This is a genomic window from Ensifer aridi, assembly GCF_002078505.1.
GTDB classification, from domain to species: domain Bacteria; phylum Pseudomonadota; class Alphaproteobacteria; order Rhizobiales; family Rhizobiaceae; genus Sinorhizobium; species Sinorhizobium aridi.
This window is the reverse complement of the sequence record NZ_LUAV01000014.1, coordinates 135,148-153,139: the sequence shown is the minus strand read 5'-3', so window position 1 is coordinate 153,139 and position 17,992 is coordinate 135,148. Positions and strand designations below refer to the sequence as shown.

The window sequence follows — 17,992 nt, the reverse complement described above, 5'->3', positions numbered from 1 at the left end:
GGGACAGCGTTTCTGTGTAATGTTTTTGTTTTGTTCACTTTTTGCTGGCAGCGTCCCCGTGAGCGACATAGGGTGAGGCATGCAGAGCACGATTCGCATCATCGGCATCGATCCGGGATTGAGACGCACCGGCTGGGGGATTATCGAGACGCTTGGCAATTCGCTGCGTTTCGTCGCCTCGGGCACCGTGACGTCCGACGGCGAGATGGATCTCGCCTCACGACTCTGCCAGTTGCACGACGGGCTTGCCGAAGTAGTGCACGGTTATCAGCCGCACGAAGCGGCGGTGGAGCAGACCTTCGTCAACAAGGACGCGACGGCGACGCTGAAACTCGGGCAGGCGCGCGGCATCGCCATGCTGGTTCCGGCGCGGGCGGGCTTGAGGGTCGCGGAATATGCGCCCAATGCGGTGAAAAAGGCGGTGATCGGCGTCGGCCATGGCGAGAAGCAGCAGATCCATATGATGCTGAAGGTCCTGATGCCGAAGGTCGAGTTCAAGGGCAACGACGCTGCCGACGCGCTCGCCATCGCCATTTGTCATGCGCACAATCGCCAGGCAATCACGAGCCGACTGGCGGCCCTTGCAGGCTAGTTCACTCGCCGGAATTTCACGCACAGAGCCTCCAAACCTTCCAGAAAGACGAAGCCAGATGATCGGCAAGCTCAAAGGCACCATAGACGAGATCGGTGAGGATCACGTGGTTCTCGACGTGCATGGTGTCGGATACGTCGCCCATTGTTCGGCGCGCACGCTCGCGAAGCTCGGACGGGCCGGAGAGGCGGCGGTGCTCTTCATCGAGACTTATGTGCGCGAGGACCAGTTTAAGCTGTTCGGCTTCATGACCGCGATGGAACGCGAGTGGTTCCGCCTGCTTCAGAGCGTGCAGGGCGTGGGTTCCAAGGTAGCGCTGGCAGTGCTTTCGACGCTGACGCCGGGCGAACTCGCGAATGCCATTGCCCTGCAGGACAAGACGTCGATCTCGCGCGCACCGGGTGTCGGGCCGAAAGTGGCCGTGCGTATCGTCACCGAGCTCAAGAACAAGGCGCCGGCCTTTGCCGGCGAGATGGCCCCGTCGATCGTACTCAGCCAAGAACTCGGCGAAGGCGTCGCCCCGGCGCCGATCGCCGACGCGGTCTCGGCGCTCACCAACCTCGGCTATTCGCGCGACCAGGCGGCGAACGCCGTTGCTGCGGCGCTGAAAAATGGCGGGGAGGGCGCCGACAGCGCCAAGCTGATCCGTCTCGGGCTGAGGGAATTGTCGCGGTGAGGGGAGGCAGGCCATTCTGCAGCCACAAAGACATTGGAGTAACGGCATCGTCAGCCGACCGCGCCTGGGTTGGCTGCGGCACCCCCGGTATGGTTGAACACGGCAGTACGGCGATGATCGGCATTGACGCCTGCGTTTCCCGTGACTGCGACTCAGCCCGAAATGGAAGTTTGAGATGAGTGAAGCCGCACGCCTGATTGCGCCGGAGAAACGGGGCGAAGATCTCGATGCGACCTTGCGTCCGCAGTCGCTCGACGAGTTCACCGGCCAGGCGGAGGCGCGCGCCAATCTCAAGATCTTCATCGAGGCGGCGCGCAATCGCGGCGAAGCGCTCGACCACGTCCTTTTCGTCGGGCCGCCCGGTCTCGGCAAAACGACGCTTGCCCAGATCATGGCGAAGGAGCTCGGCGTCAATTTCCGCTCGACCTCCGGGCCGGTTATCGCCAAGGCCGGCGATCTCGCGGCGTTGCTCACCAATCTCGAAGAGCGCGACGTGCTCTTCATCGACGAAATCCACCGTCTGAACCCGGCCGTCGAGGAGATACTCTATCCGGCCATGGAGGATTTCCAGCTCGACCTCATCATCGGCGAGGGGCCGGCCGCCCGTTCGGTGAAGATCGACCTTGCCAAATTTACACTCGTGGCGGCGACGACCCGCCTAGGGCTCCTGACGACGCCGCTGCGCGACCGCTTCGGCATACCGGTTCGGCTCAATTTCTACACGGTCGAGGAACTGGAGCTGATCGTCCGGCGCGGCGCGCGGCTGATGGGTCTCGGCATGACCGATGAGGGTGCGCGCGAAATCGCCCGCCGGGCGCGTGGCACGCCGCGCATAGCGGGGCGGCTCCTGCGCCGGGTGCGCGATTTCGCCGAAGTCGCGCGCGCCGAGGCCGTGACCCGGGAGATCGCCGACGAGGCGCTGACGCGGCTGCTCGTCGACAGCATGGGGCTCGACCAGCTCGACCGCCGCTACCTGACGATGATCGCCCACAATTTCGGCGGCGGGCCGGTCGGCATCGAGACGATCGCGGCAGGTCTTTCCGAGCCGCGCGACGCCATCGAGGACATCATCGAGCCTTATCTGATCCAGCAGGGCTTTATCCAGCGCACACCACGCGGCCGCGTGCTGACGGCCAACGCCTGGAAGCATCTCGGCCTCAACCCGCCGAAGGATATCGAGGCAATGCAGTTCCGCCTGACGCTGGAGGACGACTGAGGATGATCACCCGCCGCGGCTTCATGAAATTGTTCGGCGGCAGTTTCGCGAGCTTCGCGGCGCTCGGCAGCTATGGCTTTGCCGTCGAGCCGCTCGCGCGTCTCAATGTCGCGCGATATCGCCTGACGCCACCCGGCTGGACTCCCGGTCTCAAGCTCCGCATCGTGGCTCTTGCCGACCTGCACGCCTGCGAGCCCTGGATGCCGGCGAGCCGGATCGTCTCCATCTGCGAGCGAGCGAATGCGCTCAAGGCCGATGTCACCGTGCTCCTCGGCGACTATGCCTCCGGAATGAATCTGGTCACCCGCTATGTTCATTCGAGCGAATGGTCGAAGGCATTGGCGACGCTTGAAGCCCCGCTCGGCGTTCACGCCGTCATGGGCAATCACGACTGGTGGGAAGACAGGGCCGCGCAGCAGAACGGCGGCGGCGAGACTTTCGGCCATCGCGCGCTTGCGGGCGCCAGGATCGAGGTCCACAGCAACCGCGCCGTTCGGCTCGAGAAGGACGGCTTCGGCTTTTGGCTTGCCGGACTAGAGGATCAACTCGCGCTGCGCCCCGGCAAGATCTGGAGCCGGCGGCGGATGACCGGGCTTGATGATCTCGACGGCACGCTGCGACAGGTCACGGACGACGCTCCGGTCATCCTGCTTGCGCACGAGCCGGATATCTTTGCGACCGTCCCCTCGCGGGTTTCGCTGACGCTTTCCGGCCATACCCATGGCGGACAGGTGCGTTTCGTCGGCCATTCTCCCGTCGTGCCTTCCCGCTTCGGCAACCGTTACGCCTATGGCCATATTGTCGAAGAGGATCGAAACCTGATCGTCTCGGGCGGTCTCGGTTGTTCGATCGCCCCGATCCGCTTCGGGGTGCCACCGGAGATCGTCGTGGTCGATCTTGGATAGGCAGGTCCTGGCGCTTTCGCCCTCACTCCGCCTGCCGGCGGCGATAGGCAAGCTCATGATGACCGCACGCCCCCGGCCAATTCCCGGATGGTCGCCGCCAGCCGCTCGCTTCCGCCCGGCAACCAGCCAAGGGCGCGCAGCCTGTCGGTGGACATCACCTTGAACCCGCTCCGCTCCGCCGTTGGCGGCAAGGGATGGGGACAGCCGGTCGTCGACTGTAGGACGGAAAGGATTTCGCGGTTGTCGGTCAGCACGTCCGAGACGTTGAAGACTTTGCCGGAGACTTTCGCCGCGTCGGTTTCCAGCATCAGGCGAACGGCCTCAGCGAGATCATCGCCATGGACTTCCGTGCCGATGCGCGGCGCGACGGGTTTGCCGGCGAGATAATCGGCGAAGAGCCCGCTCCATTTGTGTTTCCGGCCGGGGCCTGCGCGGCCATATACGCCGGTGAGGCGCAGGCTGGCGGTGACGAAGCCATGGCCGGTAGTCGCTTTCAATGCATCCTCGGCGGCAAGTTTCACTTGCCCGTAGAGCGTGTCGGGCTCAGCGGGCGACGTTTCGTCGAGGACAGGCGACGCTGTCTCGCCATAGACGGCGCGGCTCGACAGAAAGACTGAGCGGCGCAGGCCGGCGGCGCGCGCTTCCTCGAAGAGACGGACCGTGCCGTCTAGATTAGCGCGGCGGAAACCCTCGGGGTCATGGCCTTCGCCGCCGCGGTATTTGCCTTCGACATGCTCGAATGCGGCATGCACGAAATAGTAGACGTCGTCGAAAGCGGCGATCTGGTCCGCATCCGGATCGAGGCGCAGCGGAACATGAGGTACGGCTCGGGAGAAGTAGCCGTCCGCGGGCGGCGAGCGGCCGCCGACCGTGACTTTGTAGCCGCTCGCAAGCAGATGCTCGACGATGAAGCGGCCGACATAGCCGGTGCCGCCAGAGACGAGAACGCGGGTCATCGCCCTGCAGCGCCGGCCGGAGCCGGATTCTCGAGCGCCGTGATGTCGGGAATGTTCTCGCCCGTCAGGTAGGCATGCCAGAGCTCGATCAGCGGACGCAGGGCTTCGGCGCGCGGATGGTCCTTCTCCCACGGTTTTTCATACTGGTAGTGAAGAACGCCGATCGATCGCCAGTCCCAGAGCGCCGGCAGGTTGAACCAGACATATTGCAGCATGTTCATCGTCACCGGCAGGCCGTGCCAATCCGGAAAGAAGCTCTGGAGAAACGTCTGATCCGTGCGCGGCCAGAAAGCGCCCGGTTGATCGAGCGCCACAAGCATCTGGTCGAAGGTCGCAAGCGACGGCTCGGCAACGAAGACGCCGGAATTCAGGCGGTGGAAGTCCGCGAGGCTCTCATAGACGTTCGGTGCGGCGGCAAATTCCGGATAGAGGAACAGTTTGTCGATATTGCGCAGAACCAATGCATCGGCGTCGATGAAGACGCAGCGGTCATACTCGACCAGCTGCCAAAGGCGGAGCTTGCAGAAATTGTCGAGCGGCGAGTGGAAGTCGGGCTTGCGGCCCTTTGTGAAGGGCGCCTGCTCATGGACGTTGCGGCGGGCGTGCCGGGCGTTGAATTCGTCCGAGAGCGGCAGGAGCTCCGTCCCGATGAGGCGACAGTCGAATTCGGTGAGCGGCTCGAGCTCGGCGGCATCCACCCCGCCGGTATGGAGCACGACGATATCAGCCGGCGTCCGCGTCAAGCGGATCGATCTTAATAACGCCCGTGCGCCGAGCGCGTAGTCGGCATTGGTGACGAGCGTCACGAAGGCATGGCGAGCAGCCATCGGAGAGGAGGGGCGGAGCCCCTCCGGAATGGCGACCGTGCCACTCATGAGACGGATTTCAGCCGCTTACCCTCCGGATCGTGGTTGATCAAGGGCGCGATGTCCTTCGTCCAGGCTGAGACGGCCGGGACGCGCGAACGGTCAACGCGGTAGGCGAATTTCTTCGCTACGTCGACGATTTCGGAAAGCAGCCCGTCCTCGAGGCGAATGGGGTTGAGCCCGAGAGCCAGGAATTTCTCGTTGTGCACGACGAGATCGTTTTCCGCCGCCTCCTTGCGCGGATTGGGAAGCCAGGCGATCTCGGAACCGGTTATTTTCGCGATCATCTCGGCCAAATCGCGGACGCGATGCGTCTCGGTCATCTGGTTGAAGATCTCGACGCGGCTGCCGCGCGCGGGCGGGTTATCGAGCGCGAGTTCGATGCAGCGGACCGAGTCCTGGATATGGATGAAGGCCCGGGTCTGGCCGCCAGTGCCATGGACCGTCAGCGGATAGCCGATGGCCGCCTGGATCAGGAAGCGGTTGAGCACCGTGCCGTAGTCGCCATCATAGTCGAAGCGGTTGATAAGCTGCGGATGCCGCCGCGTCTGCTCCGTGTGCGTGCCCCAGACGATGCCCTGATGCAGGTCGGTAATCCGGACGCCGTCGTTCTTGGCATAGAACTGGAAGAGCAACTGATCCAGGCACTTGGTCATGTGATAGATCGAGCCGGGATTGGAGGGATAAAGAATCTCCTGGCTCACCGTCTCGCCGCCCATCGTCTCGATGCCCACCGGCAGGTAGCCTTCCGGGATCGCCGCGCCGACGGTCGAATAGCCGTAGACGCCCATGGTGCCGAGATGCACGAGATGGGCGTCGAGCTCGAGCTCGACGAGCGCGTTCAGGAGGTTGTGGGTGGCATTGACGTTGTTGTTGACCGTGTAGTTCTTGTGCCGGTCGCTCTTCATCGAATAGGGCGCGGCGCGCTGCTCGGCGAAATGGACGATCGCGTCCGGGCGGTGTTCGGCGAGCCACTTCTTCAGGAGCTCGTAGTCGCGGGCGAGATCGATGAGGTTGAAGTGAATGCGTCGTCCCGTCTCGGAGTGCCAGATTCGCGTGCGCTCCTGGATGGAGTCCATCGGCGTCAGCGATTGCACGCCAAGCTCGGTGTCGATCCAGCGGCGGGAGAGATTATCGAGAATGTGGATGTCGTGGCCCGCATCGGACAAATGGAGCGCGGTGGGCCAGCCGACGAAACCATCACCGCCGAGGATTGCAATCTTCATGCAGGATTCTCCAGATCGGGAAGAGGACAAGTGCCCTGATAGGATAGGATTGTGACAAAGCTGCAATGCTTGCAATTGTCTTTTTGTTCCTGCACAGGAAAAGCAAAATCCTCCCGGAGAATGCCATGTCACTGATTTCGCTCGCCGGCGAGCTGACCGAGACCGGCCATCGATTGATCCAGCGGGTCTATTACGAAGACACCGACTTTTCTGGCGTCGTCTATCATGCACGCTATCTGCATTTCATGGAGCGTGCGCGAACCGATTACCTGCGGCTGCTTGGAGTGGAGCAGGCATCGCTCGCAATCGAAGGCGACTCGGAAGGTCTCGTCTTCGTCGTCCACCGGATGGAGATCGATTTCAAGCAGCCGGCACGAATGGACGATGTCTTGACCATCGAGACTACGACCGAGAAGGCCGGCGGCGCCAAGATGGTGCTGCAGCAGCAGATCCGCCGCGCCGGTACGCTGCTGATCGCGGCCAAGGTGATCATCGCGGTGATCAACGGCCAGGGCCGGCCGAGGCGCCTGCCGGAGGCGCTGGCGATCAAGTTCCTGTCGGCGGGGCAGAAAATCCCGGCCTGACCGCCCCAGCTCCCGCTATGCCGTCTCAGCGGTCGCCGTTCACACGGCGACAGTGCCCAGTATCTTCTTCGTCAACGACTGGCTGACCTTGCCGATCTCCTGCCACGGATCGGTGCCTGCCTCGATGCGCTCGATCATTTCCGGAATTAGGAAGGTGTCGGCGGCATCGAGCTCCGCGAGTTCCTCCCAGGCGACAGGTGTCGCTACCGGTCCGCCCTCGCGGGCGCGTGTGGAGTAGGGGGCAATGGCCGTAGCGCCGCGATCGTTCCTGAGCCAATCGATGAAAATTCGCCCTTTGCGCTTCGCCTTCGACATGGTGGCGACGAAATGGTCCGGATCACGCTCGGCGAAACCTTGCGCAACGGCTTTGGCGAAGCGTTTCGCCTCATCCCATTCGGCGTGCGGACGGAGCGGCACGATGACGTGGACTCCCTTGCCGCCGGTCACCATGGCGACCGTCTTGAGGCCGATACCGGCAAGTTCGTCGCGCAGGGTCGCGGCCGCCTTCTTCACAGTGGCGAAGTCAACGCTCGGATCGGGGTCGAGGTCGAAAACCAGACGATCGGGCTTTTCCAGCCGGTTGATCGTCGCACCCCAGATGTGAAACTCCAGCGTGCCCATCTGCACGGCGGCGACGAGGCCCTTGGCATCGTGCACGTACATGTAGTTTTCGGTATCTCCCGAGGCCTCCGTGATCGGTACTTCGCGGATTTCATCCGGGAAGCCATCGCTCGCATGCTTCTGGAAAAAGCATTGCCGCTCGCCGCCCTGTGGGCATCTGACCAGTGAAACGGGATGGTCGGCGGCAAAGGCGAGCATTCGGTCGGCGACCACCCCATAGTAGCGGGCGAGGTCGATCTTGGTGATACCCTGACCCTTGAAGAGGATGCGATCGGGGTGCGAAATGCGGATGCCGAGGACATCGGCATCGCCCTCGGCGCGCGAAGCCTTGCTCGGCTTCGCCGAGGATTTGCTCTTGCCTGTCTGCGCTTCGGCGTCCGCCGGCTTTGGCGTTTCCAGTTTCACGGCCTTGGCCTCCTTGTCCTCGCGCAATCCCTCGAATGAGCCGTGGCGGACGTGTCCGTCGGCCGTGAATTCGGTGAAGTCCACTTCCGCCACCAGATCTGGCGTCAGCCAGACGGCCTCTCGGCTTCGTTCCCGCGGCACCGTTTCGAATGGCGACGTGCGGCGCTTGCGCTTGGCGAAGGCGGCAGCAAGTTCGTCCATCGTTTCCCCGCTGAACCCTGTGCCGACCCCTCCTCGGTAGACGAGCTTCTCGCCCTCGAAAGTGCCGAGAAGCAGTGAGGCAAAGGGGCGGCCTTTCTTTGACGAGGGCGTATAGCCGCCGATGACGAATTCCTGCCGCCTCGTGCATTTCACCTTGAGCCAGCTTCGCGTGCGGCCGCCACGGTAAGGGGCGTTCGCCTCCTTGGCGATGATGCCTTCCAATCCGGCCCTGCACATGGCCGCAAGCACATGCTCGCCGCTGCCACGGACGTGTTCACTGTACTGGACGGTCGCCATTGGGCCAAGCGACTCAAGCAGAGCCCTCAGCTTCTCCTTTCTTTCGACGAGCGGCTCGCCGCTCAGGTCCTTGCCGTCGAGTTCCACCAGGTCGAAGGCGTATAGCCGGGTGCCTGCACCGGTTCTGAGCGCCTTCTGAAGGGCGGAGAACTTTGAACCCGCGTCCGACAAGGCGACCACCTCGCCGTCGATCAGAGCGGATTTGCAGTCGAGCTCGGCGAGCGCGGAGGCGACCGCGGAGAACTTCTCCGTCCAGTCGAGCCCGTTGCGTGTATAGCAGCGGACGTTCCCGCCGGCGACGGCGCATATCAGCCGGTAGCCATCGAACTTGGCCTCGTTCAGCCAACCGTCGCCGGCGGGCGCTTTCGTCACCAGGGTCGCAAGCTGCGGTGGCCTGAAAGCGGGCGGTTTCGCGGAGGGTTTCCGCGCCGGGCGCTTTTGCGCCTTTTCATTCTCGGCAATTGCGCCCGCCTTCAGATTGGCCGCCACGCTCTTGTCGGAGTGCCAGACATGCGCCCTTTTTTCACCCTTGCCTTCGGCGATCTCGTTCATGGTGCGGCCGGTACGCACGCTGGTGATGTTCTCCCGAATCAGGCTCTCGCCATCGTCCGAGGCGGCCTCGTCGGCTTCCTTGACCAGGAGCCAGTTTTCGCGCTTTTCGCCCTCGCGCGGCCGCATGCGAACGAGCGCCCAGCCACCGTTCATCCGGCTCCCGTGCAGCCGGAAGGTGAGCTTTCCCTCCTTCAGGCCTTCGTCAGGATCGTCGTCCGGCTCCCACCAGCCCGTGTCCCAGAGCATCACGGTGCCGCCGCCATATTGCCCTTTGGGTATCGTTCCCTCGAAATCGCCGTAAGCGAGAGGGTGATCCTCGGTTTGCACGGCGAGCCGCTTGTCTTCCGGGTTGAGGCTCGGGCCACGCGTGACCGCCCAGCTCTTCAGCACGCCGCGCCATTCGAGGCGGAAGTCGTAGTGGAGCCGCGTCGCCTCATGTTTCTGGACGAGAAAGCGTTTCTTTCCGGCGTGGGCTCGCACCATCGAGCCCCTCGGTTCGCGCGTTTTCGTAAAATCGCGGCGCCGATTGTATTCGGAAAGCGGTTCGTTGCGCACGGCCATGATGATCCTCATGCCGATTTGCGCCGACCACGGCGCGAAGAAGATTGCGCTTTCGTCTGCGGTTTCTTGCCTTCGCCGCTTTCGAGGCTCTTCTTCAATGCAGCCATCAGGTCGACGACATTGTCGCCCCGCTTTTGAGGACGCTCCTCCTCCTCGATCTCAACCCGCCCAGACTTGCCCTTCATCTTGCGCTTCACCAGCTCCTTGAGTGCCGCGGCGTAGTTGTCCTTGAAGGCTTCGGCGTTGAAGGGGGCGGTCTTGCGCTCGATCAGTGCGGTCGCGACGTCCAGGAGTTCCTTGTCGGCCTTCTTGCCGGAGATCTCGGAGAACATAGGGTCGGCTTTGCGCAGCTCGTCGGCATAGCGCAGCGTTTCCAGCAGGAGGCCATCGCCGCACGGCTTCACGGCGACGAGATATTCCCGGCCCCGCAGTGCCAGTTGCCCGAGCCCGATCTTATTCGAGGTCCTCAGCGCGTCGCGCACGACGCGGTAGGCATCCTCGGCCAGCTCATCGGCCGGCACGAGGTAATAGGGCTTGTCGAAATAGAGCGGCGGAATATCGCTGGTGTCGACGAACTGAACCAGCTCCAGCGTCTTCTTGGTCTCGAGCTTGACCGCGTCGACTTCCTCTGGCTCGAGCAGGACGTACCGGTCGTCGTCATATTCATAGCCCTTGACGATATCGTCGACGTCGACCGGCCCGATGCCTTCGACCACCTTCTGGTAGTGGATCGGCTTGCCCGAGGGCTTGTGGATCTGACGGAAGGAAATGCTTGCTCCCGAGCGAGTCGCGCTGAAGAGCTCGACAGGTATCGAGACTAGCGAAAGACGAAGCTGCCCTTTCCACATCGCGCGAGGTGCCATGTCTGCACCTCAAACTTTGCGGCGAGCGGATCGCCGCACCGGCTTTCTCCGCTTCTGTTTCGGCCGCCAGGCGCTCATTGCCCCCAAACGTACAAGCTCGGGCGAAGTTCCGCGCTAGAGCGGCCGTGAAGTGCCGTTCCGGTAACACTCCCTTAACGATAATGCTGTCTTAATCGGTGCATCAGGATTTGTGCAGTGCACGTCATCCTTTGACCAAAATTGACGGCAAGAAGGCAGGCTGAAGCGAATAGATCGCAATGCCGCGATCGGTGGCATACCGGGGCATTCTTTGCAGCAGGACGTTTGGGCGACCCGGTCATGAGCAATGAATTGCTCTGCCGGGTGTTTGGATTCGGGGACTGAAATCGATGGAACAGGTTGGATTGGCCGCGACGAGCGATGTGACCCTTTGGTCGCTCTTCATGGAAGCGGGCTTGGTCGTGAAGCTGGTCATGCTGGGGCTGATTGGAGCCTCGGTCTGGACCTGGGCGATCGTCGTCGACAAGATCCTGAATTACGGGCGTGTTCGTCGCCAGCTCGACAATTTCGAGCAGGTCTTCTGGTCGGGGCAATCGCTCGAGGAACTCTACCGCACCCTTTCGGACCGGCAGACGACCGGCATGGGTGCGATTTTCGTTTCGGCAATGCGCGAATGGAAGAAGAGCTTCGAGCGCGGCGCCCGTTCGCCGATCGGCCTGCAGATGCGCATCGACCGTGCAATGGACGTGACGCTCGCCCGTGAATCCGAAACGCTCGAGGCTCGGCTCGGCTCGCTCGCGACCATCGGCTCGGCCGCTCCTTTCATCGGTCTCTTCGGCACCGTCGTCGGTATCATGACCTCGTTCCAGGCGATCGCCGGTTCGAAGTCGACCAATCTCGCCGTCGTCGCCCCCGGCATCGCCGAAGCGCTTCTCGCGACCGCCATCGGCCTGCTCGCCGCCATTCCCGCCGTTATCGCCTACAACAAATTCACCGCCGATGCCGGCAAGCTGACGGCACGCATGGAAGCCTTCGCCGACGAGTTCTCCGCCATCCTGTCGCGGCAGATCGACGAGAAGCTGCAGCCTTCGCGTCAGGCCGCGCAGTAACACGGAGATCACGCTGATGGGTATGGCAGTTGGCGGAGCCAAGGGTTCGGGCGGACGTCGCCGGCGTGGCGGCAGGAGAGGCGCGATCAGCGAGATCAACGTTACGCCTCTCGTCGACGTCATGCTGGTGCTTCTGATCATCTTCATGGTGGCGGCCCCGATGATGACGGTCGGCGTGCCGATCGACCTGCCGGAAACGCAGGCGAAGGCGATGAATGCCGACACGCAGCCGATCACCGTTTCGGTCAACCCTGCCGGCGAGATCTTCCTGCAGGAAACGCCGATCGCGATCGACGAGGTCGTTCCGAAGCTCGAGGCGATCGCGACCACCGGCTATAACGAGCGCATCTACGTGCGCGGCGACACCAATGCCGATTACGGCACGGTGATGAAGGTGATGGCGCGCATCTCTGCGGCCGGCTTCAAGAATCTCGGTCTAGTGACCCTTCAAGAACAGGAAAAGTGATCCCCGATCATGAAGGGCGGTCTTGCTACATCTGCTGTCCTCCACGCCTTGGTCCTGACCTGGGCGCTGGTGTCGCTTGGCAGCCCGGCCGACTTCGAGGTCGCGGATGTCGAGGCGCTGCCGGTCGACATCGTTCCGGTGGAATCGATCACGCAGATTCAGCAGGGTGACAAGAAGGCGCCGGCCAAGGAAAAGGCCTCGCCCGTTCCGACGAAAAAGCCGACGCCTGTCGAGAATGCCGAGAACATCGGCGACAACGACGTGGACTTGAAGACACCGCCGACGCCGAATGCGAAGCCTGTCGACAACGAGTCTGCCGCTGCTCCTGAAAAGACCGAAAAGGCCCCGCCGACACCCGACCCGGTGAAGGAAGAGATCGAAAAGGTCGAGGAGACCAAGCCCGCTGCCGAACCGGCAACGGAAGTGGCGGCACTTCCCGAGCCGAAGCAAGAAGTGAAGCCCGATGTGAAGCCGGAACCGATGCCGGCGGAAGAACAGCCGGCGGAAAATCCGGAGGCCGAGGCCCTGCCCGACAAGGTGCCGACGCCGCAGTTGAAGCCCAAGGTCGAGAAGCCCGCACAGACGGCGAAGACGCCGGAACGCAAGAAGGAAGAGGCGAAGAAGGAGCAGAAGAAGCCGTCCTCCCAGAAGGAGAGCGACTTCAACGCCGACGAGATCGCCGCACTGCTCAACAAGCAGGAATCCTCCGGCGGCGGCGCCAAGCGCTCGACCGAGGAAGCGGCACTCGGCGGCAAGAAGACGACGACCGGCAACACGCTTTCCCAGAGCGAGATGGACGCGCTTCGCGGCCAGATCCAGAACAATTGGTCGATCATTCCCGGCATGGCCGACGCGGCGGATGTTCGCATCAAGGTGACGATGCGGCTCGATCCGAACGGCGAGCTCATCGGCGAGCCGGAGGTCGAGGCGACCGGCGGCTCCGATGCGGCGCGCCGGGCGCTGATGGGTGGTGCGCGCCGCGCCATCTTGAAATCCACGCCCTTCAAGGGGCTGCCGGCCGACAAATACGATTCGTGGAGTGAGGTCGTCGTCAACTTCGACCCGAGCTCGATGCTCTAGATAGGTTAGGCGGGACGCGGCGGAAACCGCACGTACTCTTCCTCATCCCGCGCTGGAAAGATGAAAGGCTGAAAGGCTTTATGGAAATGCTGAGACGCAATATCTTCCGCCTCCTGGTTGTACTGTTTGCAGGCTGCGGGCTCATTGCCTCGCCGGCAAACGCGCTCGTCGAAATCAACATCAACAAGGGTAACGTCGAGCCGCTGCCGATCGCGATCACCGACTTCCTGCAGGGCGAGCTCGCTCAGAAGATCTCCGACGTGGTCGCCGCCGATCTCAAGCGCTCCGGGCTTTTCGCGCCGATCGACAAGGGCGCGTTCATCGAGAAGATATCCAATCCGGACGCCGCCCCGCGCTTTGAGGACTGGAAGGTCATCAATGCGCAGGCGCTCGTCACCGGCCGAGTAACCCAGGAAGGCGACGGCAGGCTGAAGGCGGAGTTCCGCCTGTGGGATACCTTCGCCGGACAGCAGATGCTCGGCCAGCAGTTCTACACCCAGCCGGAAAACTGGCGCCGCGTCGCCCATATCATCGCCGATGCGATCTATGAGCGGATCACGGGCGAGAAAGGCTATTTCGATACCCGCATCGTTTATGTCGCCGAAAGCGGTCCGAAGAATGCCCGCAAGCGTCAGCTCGCGATCATGGACCAGGATGGCTTCAACGCCCGCGCGCTGACCAATTCCAACGACATCGTTCTGACGCCGCGCTTCTCGCCGAATCGTCAGGAAATCACCTACATGTCTTTCGAGAACCAGCAGCCGCGCGTCTATCTGCTGCAGCTCGAAACCGGACAGCGCGAAGTGGTCGGGAATTTCCCGGGCATGACCTTCGCGCCGCGCTTCTCGCCGGATGGCCAGCGGGTGATCATGAGCCTGCAGCAGGAAGGCAATGCCAACATCTACACGATGGACCTGCGCTCGCGCACGACCACGCGGCTCACCAACACCGCGGCGATCGATACCTCGCCCTCCTATTCGCCGGACGGCAGCCGCATAGTCTTCGAAAGCGACCGCGGCGGCAAGCAGCAGCTCTACGTGATGGGTGCCGACGGCTCCGGCCAGACGCGCATCTCCTTCGGTGACGGCTCCTATTCGACGCCGGTCTGGTCCCCGCGCGGCGACCTCATCGCCTTCACCAAGCAGTCCGGCGGCAAGTTCTCGATCGGCGTGATGAAGCCGGACGGTTCCGGCGAGCGCATCCTGACGACCGGCTTCCACAATGAAGGCCCGACCTGGGCGCCGAACGGCCGCGTCCTGATGTTCTTCCGTCAGAATGCGGGCGCCGGCGGGCCGCAGCTCTATTCGATCGACCTCACGGGCTACAATGAGCAGCTCATTCCGACGAAGGGCTTCGCTTCCGACCCGGCCTGGTCGCCGCTGATGGAATAGAGCGGGATCACGGAAATGCGTGGCGGGTTTTTCCCGCCCGCATCCCGCATCTTGAGGCGATAGAGTCGATCACGAGTGAATCGACCCGAAAAGCATCGTGATCGAGTGTCCACAGATGCGGCGGGGAATGTGACGGATGTGCCGCTTTCTCGCCGCAAAGTGCTGGTGTAGCAGGCGCCCAATGCAGATTGTCGATTTGTTAACCATAACTGTTGAAAAGCAATTAACCGCTTCCGGTTACAGTCTGGCAACCGTGAATTCAGCCACTTCTCAAGGAGACCCGGCCCCATGAGCCGAATTGACACCCCGGCGGCAAGCCGCATGCAGACCATCACCCGCAATCCAGTCATGCTCGCCCTTGTCATGACGCTTGCCCTTGCCGGCTGCGCTTCCAAGAAGAACCTGCCGAACGATGCCGCCGGCCTTGGCCTTGGCGCGGGCGCCGCGACTCCGGGCTCGCAGCAGGACTTCACCGTCAACGTCGGCGACCGCATCTTCTTCGATACCGACTCGACCGCGATCCGCGCCGACGCGCAGGCAACGCTCGACCGCCAGGCGCAGTGGCTTGCGAAGTACCCGAACTACGCCATCACCGTCGAAGGCCATGCCGACGAGCGCGGCACCCGTGAATACAATCTGGCGCTCGGCGCCCGCCGCGCCGCAGCGACCCGCGATTACCTCGTCAGCCGCGGGGTTCCGGCGAACCGCATGCGCACGATCTCTTACGGCAAGGAGAAGCCGGTTGCCGTCTGCGACGACATCTCCTGCTGGTCGCAGAACCGCCGCGCGGTAACTGTTCTCGGCGGCGCGGGAAGCTGATCAATCGGCTGGAGGATGACTTTGAAAGGCGGCCCGCGGGCCGCCTTTTCTTTTTTACCACACTTTGGCCGAACTCCGTTGCTTTTTCACGGCAATTGGAAAACTGTGCGGCATCCACCCTATGGAATCGGCGAATGTACTGCGGACCGCGATCGCAGGGTGGGATAATCGGCTACGAACAGGACAAATGAAATGAAGAAATTTGTCGTGGCAGGACTGATTGGTTTCGCGGCCCTCGCGGGTCTCGGCCCAATGGCGAATGCCATGCCGCTTTCCGGGCTTCTCATCCCGGTGCCTCCCACCGCTGCCGCCAGCAAGGACTTGCCGGTGGTGAAGGTGCAATCATCCGATGTTACACGGATCGGCCAACTCGAAGAACAGATCCGCTCGCTCAATGGGCGTATCGAGGAAATGAGCTTCCAGCTTCTGCAGATGCAGGAGCAGATCCGGAAGTTCCAGGAGGACAACGAGTTCCGCTTCCAGGATCTCGAAAGCGGCAAGTCTTCCTCCAAGAAGAGCGGCGCACTTGAAACGCCGAAAACAAGCGATCAGGCGTCCGTCACCCCCGAGGTGACGGATAGCCCCAGCACAAGCGCGCCCGCCGGCAGTATGGGCAGTGGCGATATGGCGGCCACCAGTCCCGATGCCACGGGTGCTGCTCCTCCGCCCACGACCCTCGGCCAGATCATTTTCGATGAAAGCGGCAATCCGGTCTCGGCAACGACGGAGGCGCAACCCGGCGTGAATGCTACTCTGCCGGGCGTTGATGCGGGCGTTTCGGGCCAGGGCGGCGGCCTCAACGACAATCCCGGAAGCGGCGAGCAGACGGCTTCCTTGAGCAACCCCGGCGACCTCTACCAATCCGCCTATGGCCATGTGCTTTCCGGCGACTATGGCACCGCAGAGCAGGAATTCCGCGACTATCTCGCTGCCTTCCCGGAGGGCGACAAGGCGGCCGACGCAAGCTTCTGGATGGGCGAGGCGCAATATTCGCAGGGCAAGTACAGCGACGCCGCAAAGACCTTCCTCAACGCCCATCAGACCTATGGCAAATCGCCGAAGGCACCCGAAATGCTCTTGAAACTCGGCATGTCGCTTGGTGCTCTCGACAACCGGGAAACCGCATGCGCCACCTTGCGCGAGGTGAACAAACGCTATCCGAAGGCATCGTCCGCCGTGAAGGCAAAGGTCACGAGCGAACAGAGCCGTTTCGGCTGCTGAGGCCGGCTCACATGCCTGACGCCGTCATCGACGCGGCCAGACAATTTCTTCGATCTTTCACCAAACCCAGCCGGGTACTCGTCGCCGTTTCCGGCGGCAGCGATTCCAAGGGGCTTCTGCTCGCGCTGCATTCGGCGCTCGGGGCAGCGGAATACGAGGGATTCTCGCTTGCGGCCTGTACCGTCGACCACGCGCTGAGGACGGAATCCGCCTCCGAAGCCGAAGCCGTCGCGTCTTTCTCTGCCGAACTCGGCATTCCTCATCGCATCGCTCGCTGGGAGGGCGAAAAGCCTGCAACCGGTATTCAGGCGGCTGCCCGCAACAAGCGCTACGAATTGCTGGCCGCGGCCGCCGAAGCGCTCGGCGCCGACTGCATTGTCACGGGGCACACGCTCGACGATCAGCGCGAGACGATCGCCATGCGCGGCTTGCGCGATGCGGGCGGGGGCCATGGCGCGGCGGGAATGGCGGCAAGCATGCTCTACGGACGCCGGATCTGGGTGCTGCGGCCGTTTCTCGATCTGCGGCGGGCGGATATACGCTCCTTTCTCGAAGGGCGCGGCGTCGGCTGGCTCGAGGATCCGAGCAATGCCAACCCTGAGTTCGAGCGGGTTCGCGTGCGCGCCCGGCTCGCTACGTCAGACAACGTACCAGGTCCTTCACCGGGCGGACGGCAGCGCGCCGCTTCCTCGGCGAGGTCCGCGGCGCTCATCGAAAAACACATCCGTGTGCACGACGCCCTGGTGGCTGAAGTTTCGTCGCGGCAGGCTGGCGACATCGACGATCCCGATTGGCGCCGGGCGCTCCTCACGGTCGCTACCGCGCTCGGCGGGCGCGATCACCTGCCGGCGCGCGCCACGGTCGAGCGCCTCGCCGGCTTTCTGCGATCAGCTGAGCCCGGCCGCCTCACTGCGGGACGGGTCGTGTTCGACCGTCGCAGCGGCGTTCTTTATCTTTATCGGGAGGCGCGCAATCTCCCGCTTCTCGAAATCGGGCCGGGGGAGAAGGGCGTCTGGGATGGACGCTTTACCGTGACGAGCAAGGGTCCCGCCCTGACCGTCACCGCGGCGCCTGCACCGGGCGAGAGGCGGATGCAGAGGCTTATTGACGCAGGCCTGCCGATGGGGGTTGCCAAACGCGCTTCCTTGGTGGCACCACACATCGTGACAGCGGACGCCACTTTGGAGGAGGCTTCGGCGGAAGTCGAATGCCGCATCGCCCCTTACGACACCTTTTTGCCGGGTTTCGACAGGATCATGGCGGATGCGATCGCCGTTCTGTTCGGGCGCGATCGATACCGCGCTCCGCCGGTTCGCGACGTTTTGACAGAAATGGAAGGGTAGCCGGCGGTTTGCCTTGGCAAGGCGGCACCGGAACCTTATGTTAGGAACAAGAGTACGGGTCGC

General features: G+C 63.0%; 17 protein-coding genes. 12 read left to right on the top strand and 5 right to left on the bottom strand.

Annotated elements, in window-relative coordinates; all coding sequences use genetic code 11:
* The first annotated feature begins 79 nt into the window (after positions 1-79).
* From ruvC to AYK65_RS14000, 4 genes are all read left to right on the top strand, one after another.
* The gene (ruvC, locus tag AYK65_RS14015) at positions 80-592 is read left to right on the top strand and encodes a crossover junction endodeoxyribonuclease RuvC (protein WP_026620283.1); all 513 of its coding nucleotides are present in this window, start codon (positions 80-82) and stop codon (positions 590-592) included.
* A 58-nt stretch (positions 593-650) separates the two neighbouring features.
* A complete protein-coding gene (gene ruvA / locus AYK65_RS14010) occupies positions 651-1,268 on the top strand; it encodes a Holliday junction branch migration protein RuvA (RefSeq protein ID WP_081158793.1) in 618 nt (205 codons plus the stop codon).
* Positions 1,269-1,443: 175 nt separating this feature from the next.
* Positions 1,444-2,484: a Holliday junction branch migration DNA helicase RuvB gene (gene ruvB / locus AYK65_RS14005; protein ID WP_026616450.1), complete on the top strand. Its 1,041-nt coding sequence runs from the start codon at positions 1,444-1,446 to the stop codon at positions 2,482-2,484.
* A 2-nt stretch (positions 2,485-2,486) separates the two neighbouring features.
* The gene (locus AYK65_RS14000) at positions 2,487-3,389 is read left to right on the top strand and encodes a metallophosphoesterase (protein WP_081158791.1); all 903 of its coding nucleotides are present in this window, start codon (positions 2,487-2,489) and stop codon (positions 3,387-3,389) included.
* Positions 3,390-3,442: 53 nt separating this feature from the next.
* Here the strand turns inward: AYK65_RS14000 and AYK65_RS13995 are convergent, their stop codons facing one another.
* From AYK65_RS13995 to AYK65_RS13985, 3 genes are read right to left on the bottom strand one after another with little or no spacing between them, the layout of a single operon-like run.
* Positions 3,443-4,345, bottom strand: a complete 903-nt coding sequence (locus AYK65_RS13995; RefSeq protein WP_081158789.1) for an NAD-dependent epimerase/dehydratase family protein — start codon at positions 4,343-4,345, stop codon at positions 3,443-3,445.
* Positions 4,342-5,220, bottom strand: a complete 879-nt coding sequence (locus tag AYK65_RS13990) for a glycosyltransferase (protein ID WP_081158787.1) — start codon at positions 5,218-5,220, stop codon at positions 4,342-4,344. Before AYK65_RS13990 ends, AYK65_RS13995 begins: the two co-directional genes overlap by 4 nt.
* On the bottom strand, positions 5,217-6,437 hold the full coding sequence (locus AYK65_RS13985; protein ID WP_046116475.1) for an NAD-dependent epimerase/dehydratase family protein: 1,221 nt from the start codon (positions 6,435-6,437) through the stop codon (positions 5,217-5,219). The genes AYK65_RS13990 and AYK65_RS13985 overlap by 4 nt, the downstream gene beginning before the upstream one ends.
* 125 nt (positions 6,438-6,562) lie before the next feature.
* Here AYK65_RS13985 and ybgC point away from each other — a divergent pair, with 125 nt between their 5' ends.
* Positions 6,563-7,021 (top strand): tol-pal system-associated acyl-CoA thioesterase, encoded by a 459-nt coding sequence (gene ybgC / locus AYK65_RS13980; RefSeq protein ID WP_026616445.1) that lies wholly within the window; start codon positions 6,563-6,565, stop codon positions 7,019-7,021.
* Positions 7,022-7,060: 39 nt separating this feature from the next.
* Here ybgC and ligD read toward each other — a convergent pair whose 3' ends face one another.
* Both ligD and ku read right to left on the bottom strand, forming a co-directional pair.
* Positions 7,061-9,658: a DNA ligase D gene (ligD, locus tag AYK65_RS13975; RefSeq protein WP_081158883.1), complete on the bottom strand. Its 2,598-nt coding sequence runs from the start codon at positions 9,656-9,658 to the stop codon at positions 7,061-7,063.
* An 8-nt stretch (positions 9,659-9,666) separates the two neighbouring features.
* Positions 9,667-10,521, bottom strand: coding sequence for a non-homologous end joining protein Ku (ku, locus tag AYK65_RS13970; protein ID WP_026616443.1), 855 nt, complete (start codon positions 10,519-10,521; stop codon positions 9,667-9,669).
* 368 nt (positions 10,522-10,889) lie between these two features.
* Here ku and tolQ point away from each other — a divergent pair, with 368 nt between their 5' ends.
* The 7 genes from tolQ (at position 10,890) to tilS (ending at position 17,929) form a co-directional block, all read left to right on the top strand.
* Positions 10,890-11,609, top strand: a complete 720-nt coding sequence (gene tolQ / locus AYK65_RS13965) for a protein TolQ (protein ID WP_026616442.1) — start codon at positions 10,890-10,892, stop codon at positions 11,607-11,609.
* 16 nt (positions 11,610-11,625) lie between these two features.
* Positions 11,626-12,075: a protein TolR gene (tolR, locus tag AYK65_RS13960; protein WP_046116474.1), complete on the top strand. Its 450-nt coding sequence runs from the start codon at positions 11,626-11,628 to the stop codon at positions 12,073-12,075.
* A 9-nt stretch (positions 12,076-12,084) separates the two neighbouring features.
* The gene (locus tag AYK65_RS13955; protein WP_026616440.1) at positions 12,085-13,155 is read left to right on the top strand and encodes a hypothetical protein; all 1,071 of its coding nucleotides are present in this window, start codon (positions 12,085-12,087) and stop codon (positions 13,153-13,155) included.
* An 80-nt stretch (positions 13,156-13,235) separates the two neighbouring features.
* On the top strand, positions 13,236-14,546 hold the full coding sequence (gene tolB / locus AYK65_RS13950) for a Tol-Pal system beta propeller repeat protein TolB (RefSeq protein ID WP_139793187.1): 1,311 nt from the start codon (positions 13,236-13,238) through the stop codon (positions 14,544-14,546).
* A 288-nt stretch (positions 14,547-14,834) separates the two neighbouring features.
* Complete coding sequence (gene pal / locus AYK65_RS13945) at positions 14,835-15,365, top strand: peptidoglycan-associated lipoprotein Pal (RefSeq protein WP_081158785.1); 531 nt, start codon at positions 14,835-14,837, stop codon at positions 15,363-15,365.
* Positions 15,366-15,557: 192 nt separating this feature from the next.
* Complete coding sequence (gene ybgF, locus AYK65_RS13940; protein WP_026616437.1) at positions 15,558-16,586, top strand: tol-pal system protein YbgF; 1,029 nt, start codon at positions 15,558-15,560, stop codon at positions 16,584-16,586.
* Positions 16,587-16,597: 11 nt separating this feature from the next.
* Positions 16,598-17,929 (top strand): tRNA lysidine(34) synthetase TilS, encoded by a 1,332-nt coding sequence (tilS, locus tag AYK65_RS13935; RefSeq protein WP_046116471.1) that lies wholly within the window; start codon positions 16,598-16,600, stop codon positions 17,927-17,929.
* Positions 17,930-17,992: the final 63 nt, after the last annotated feature.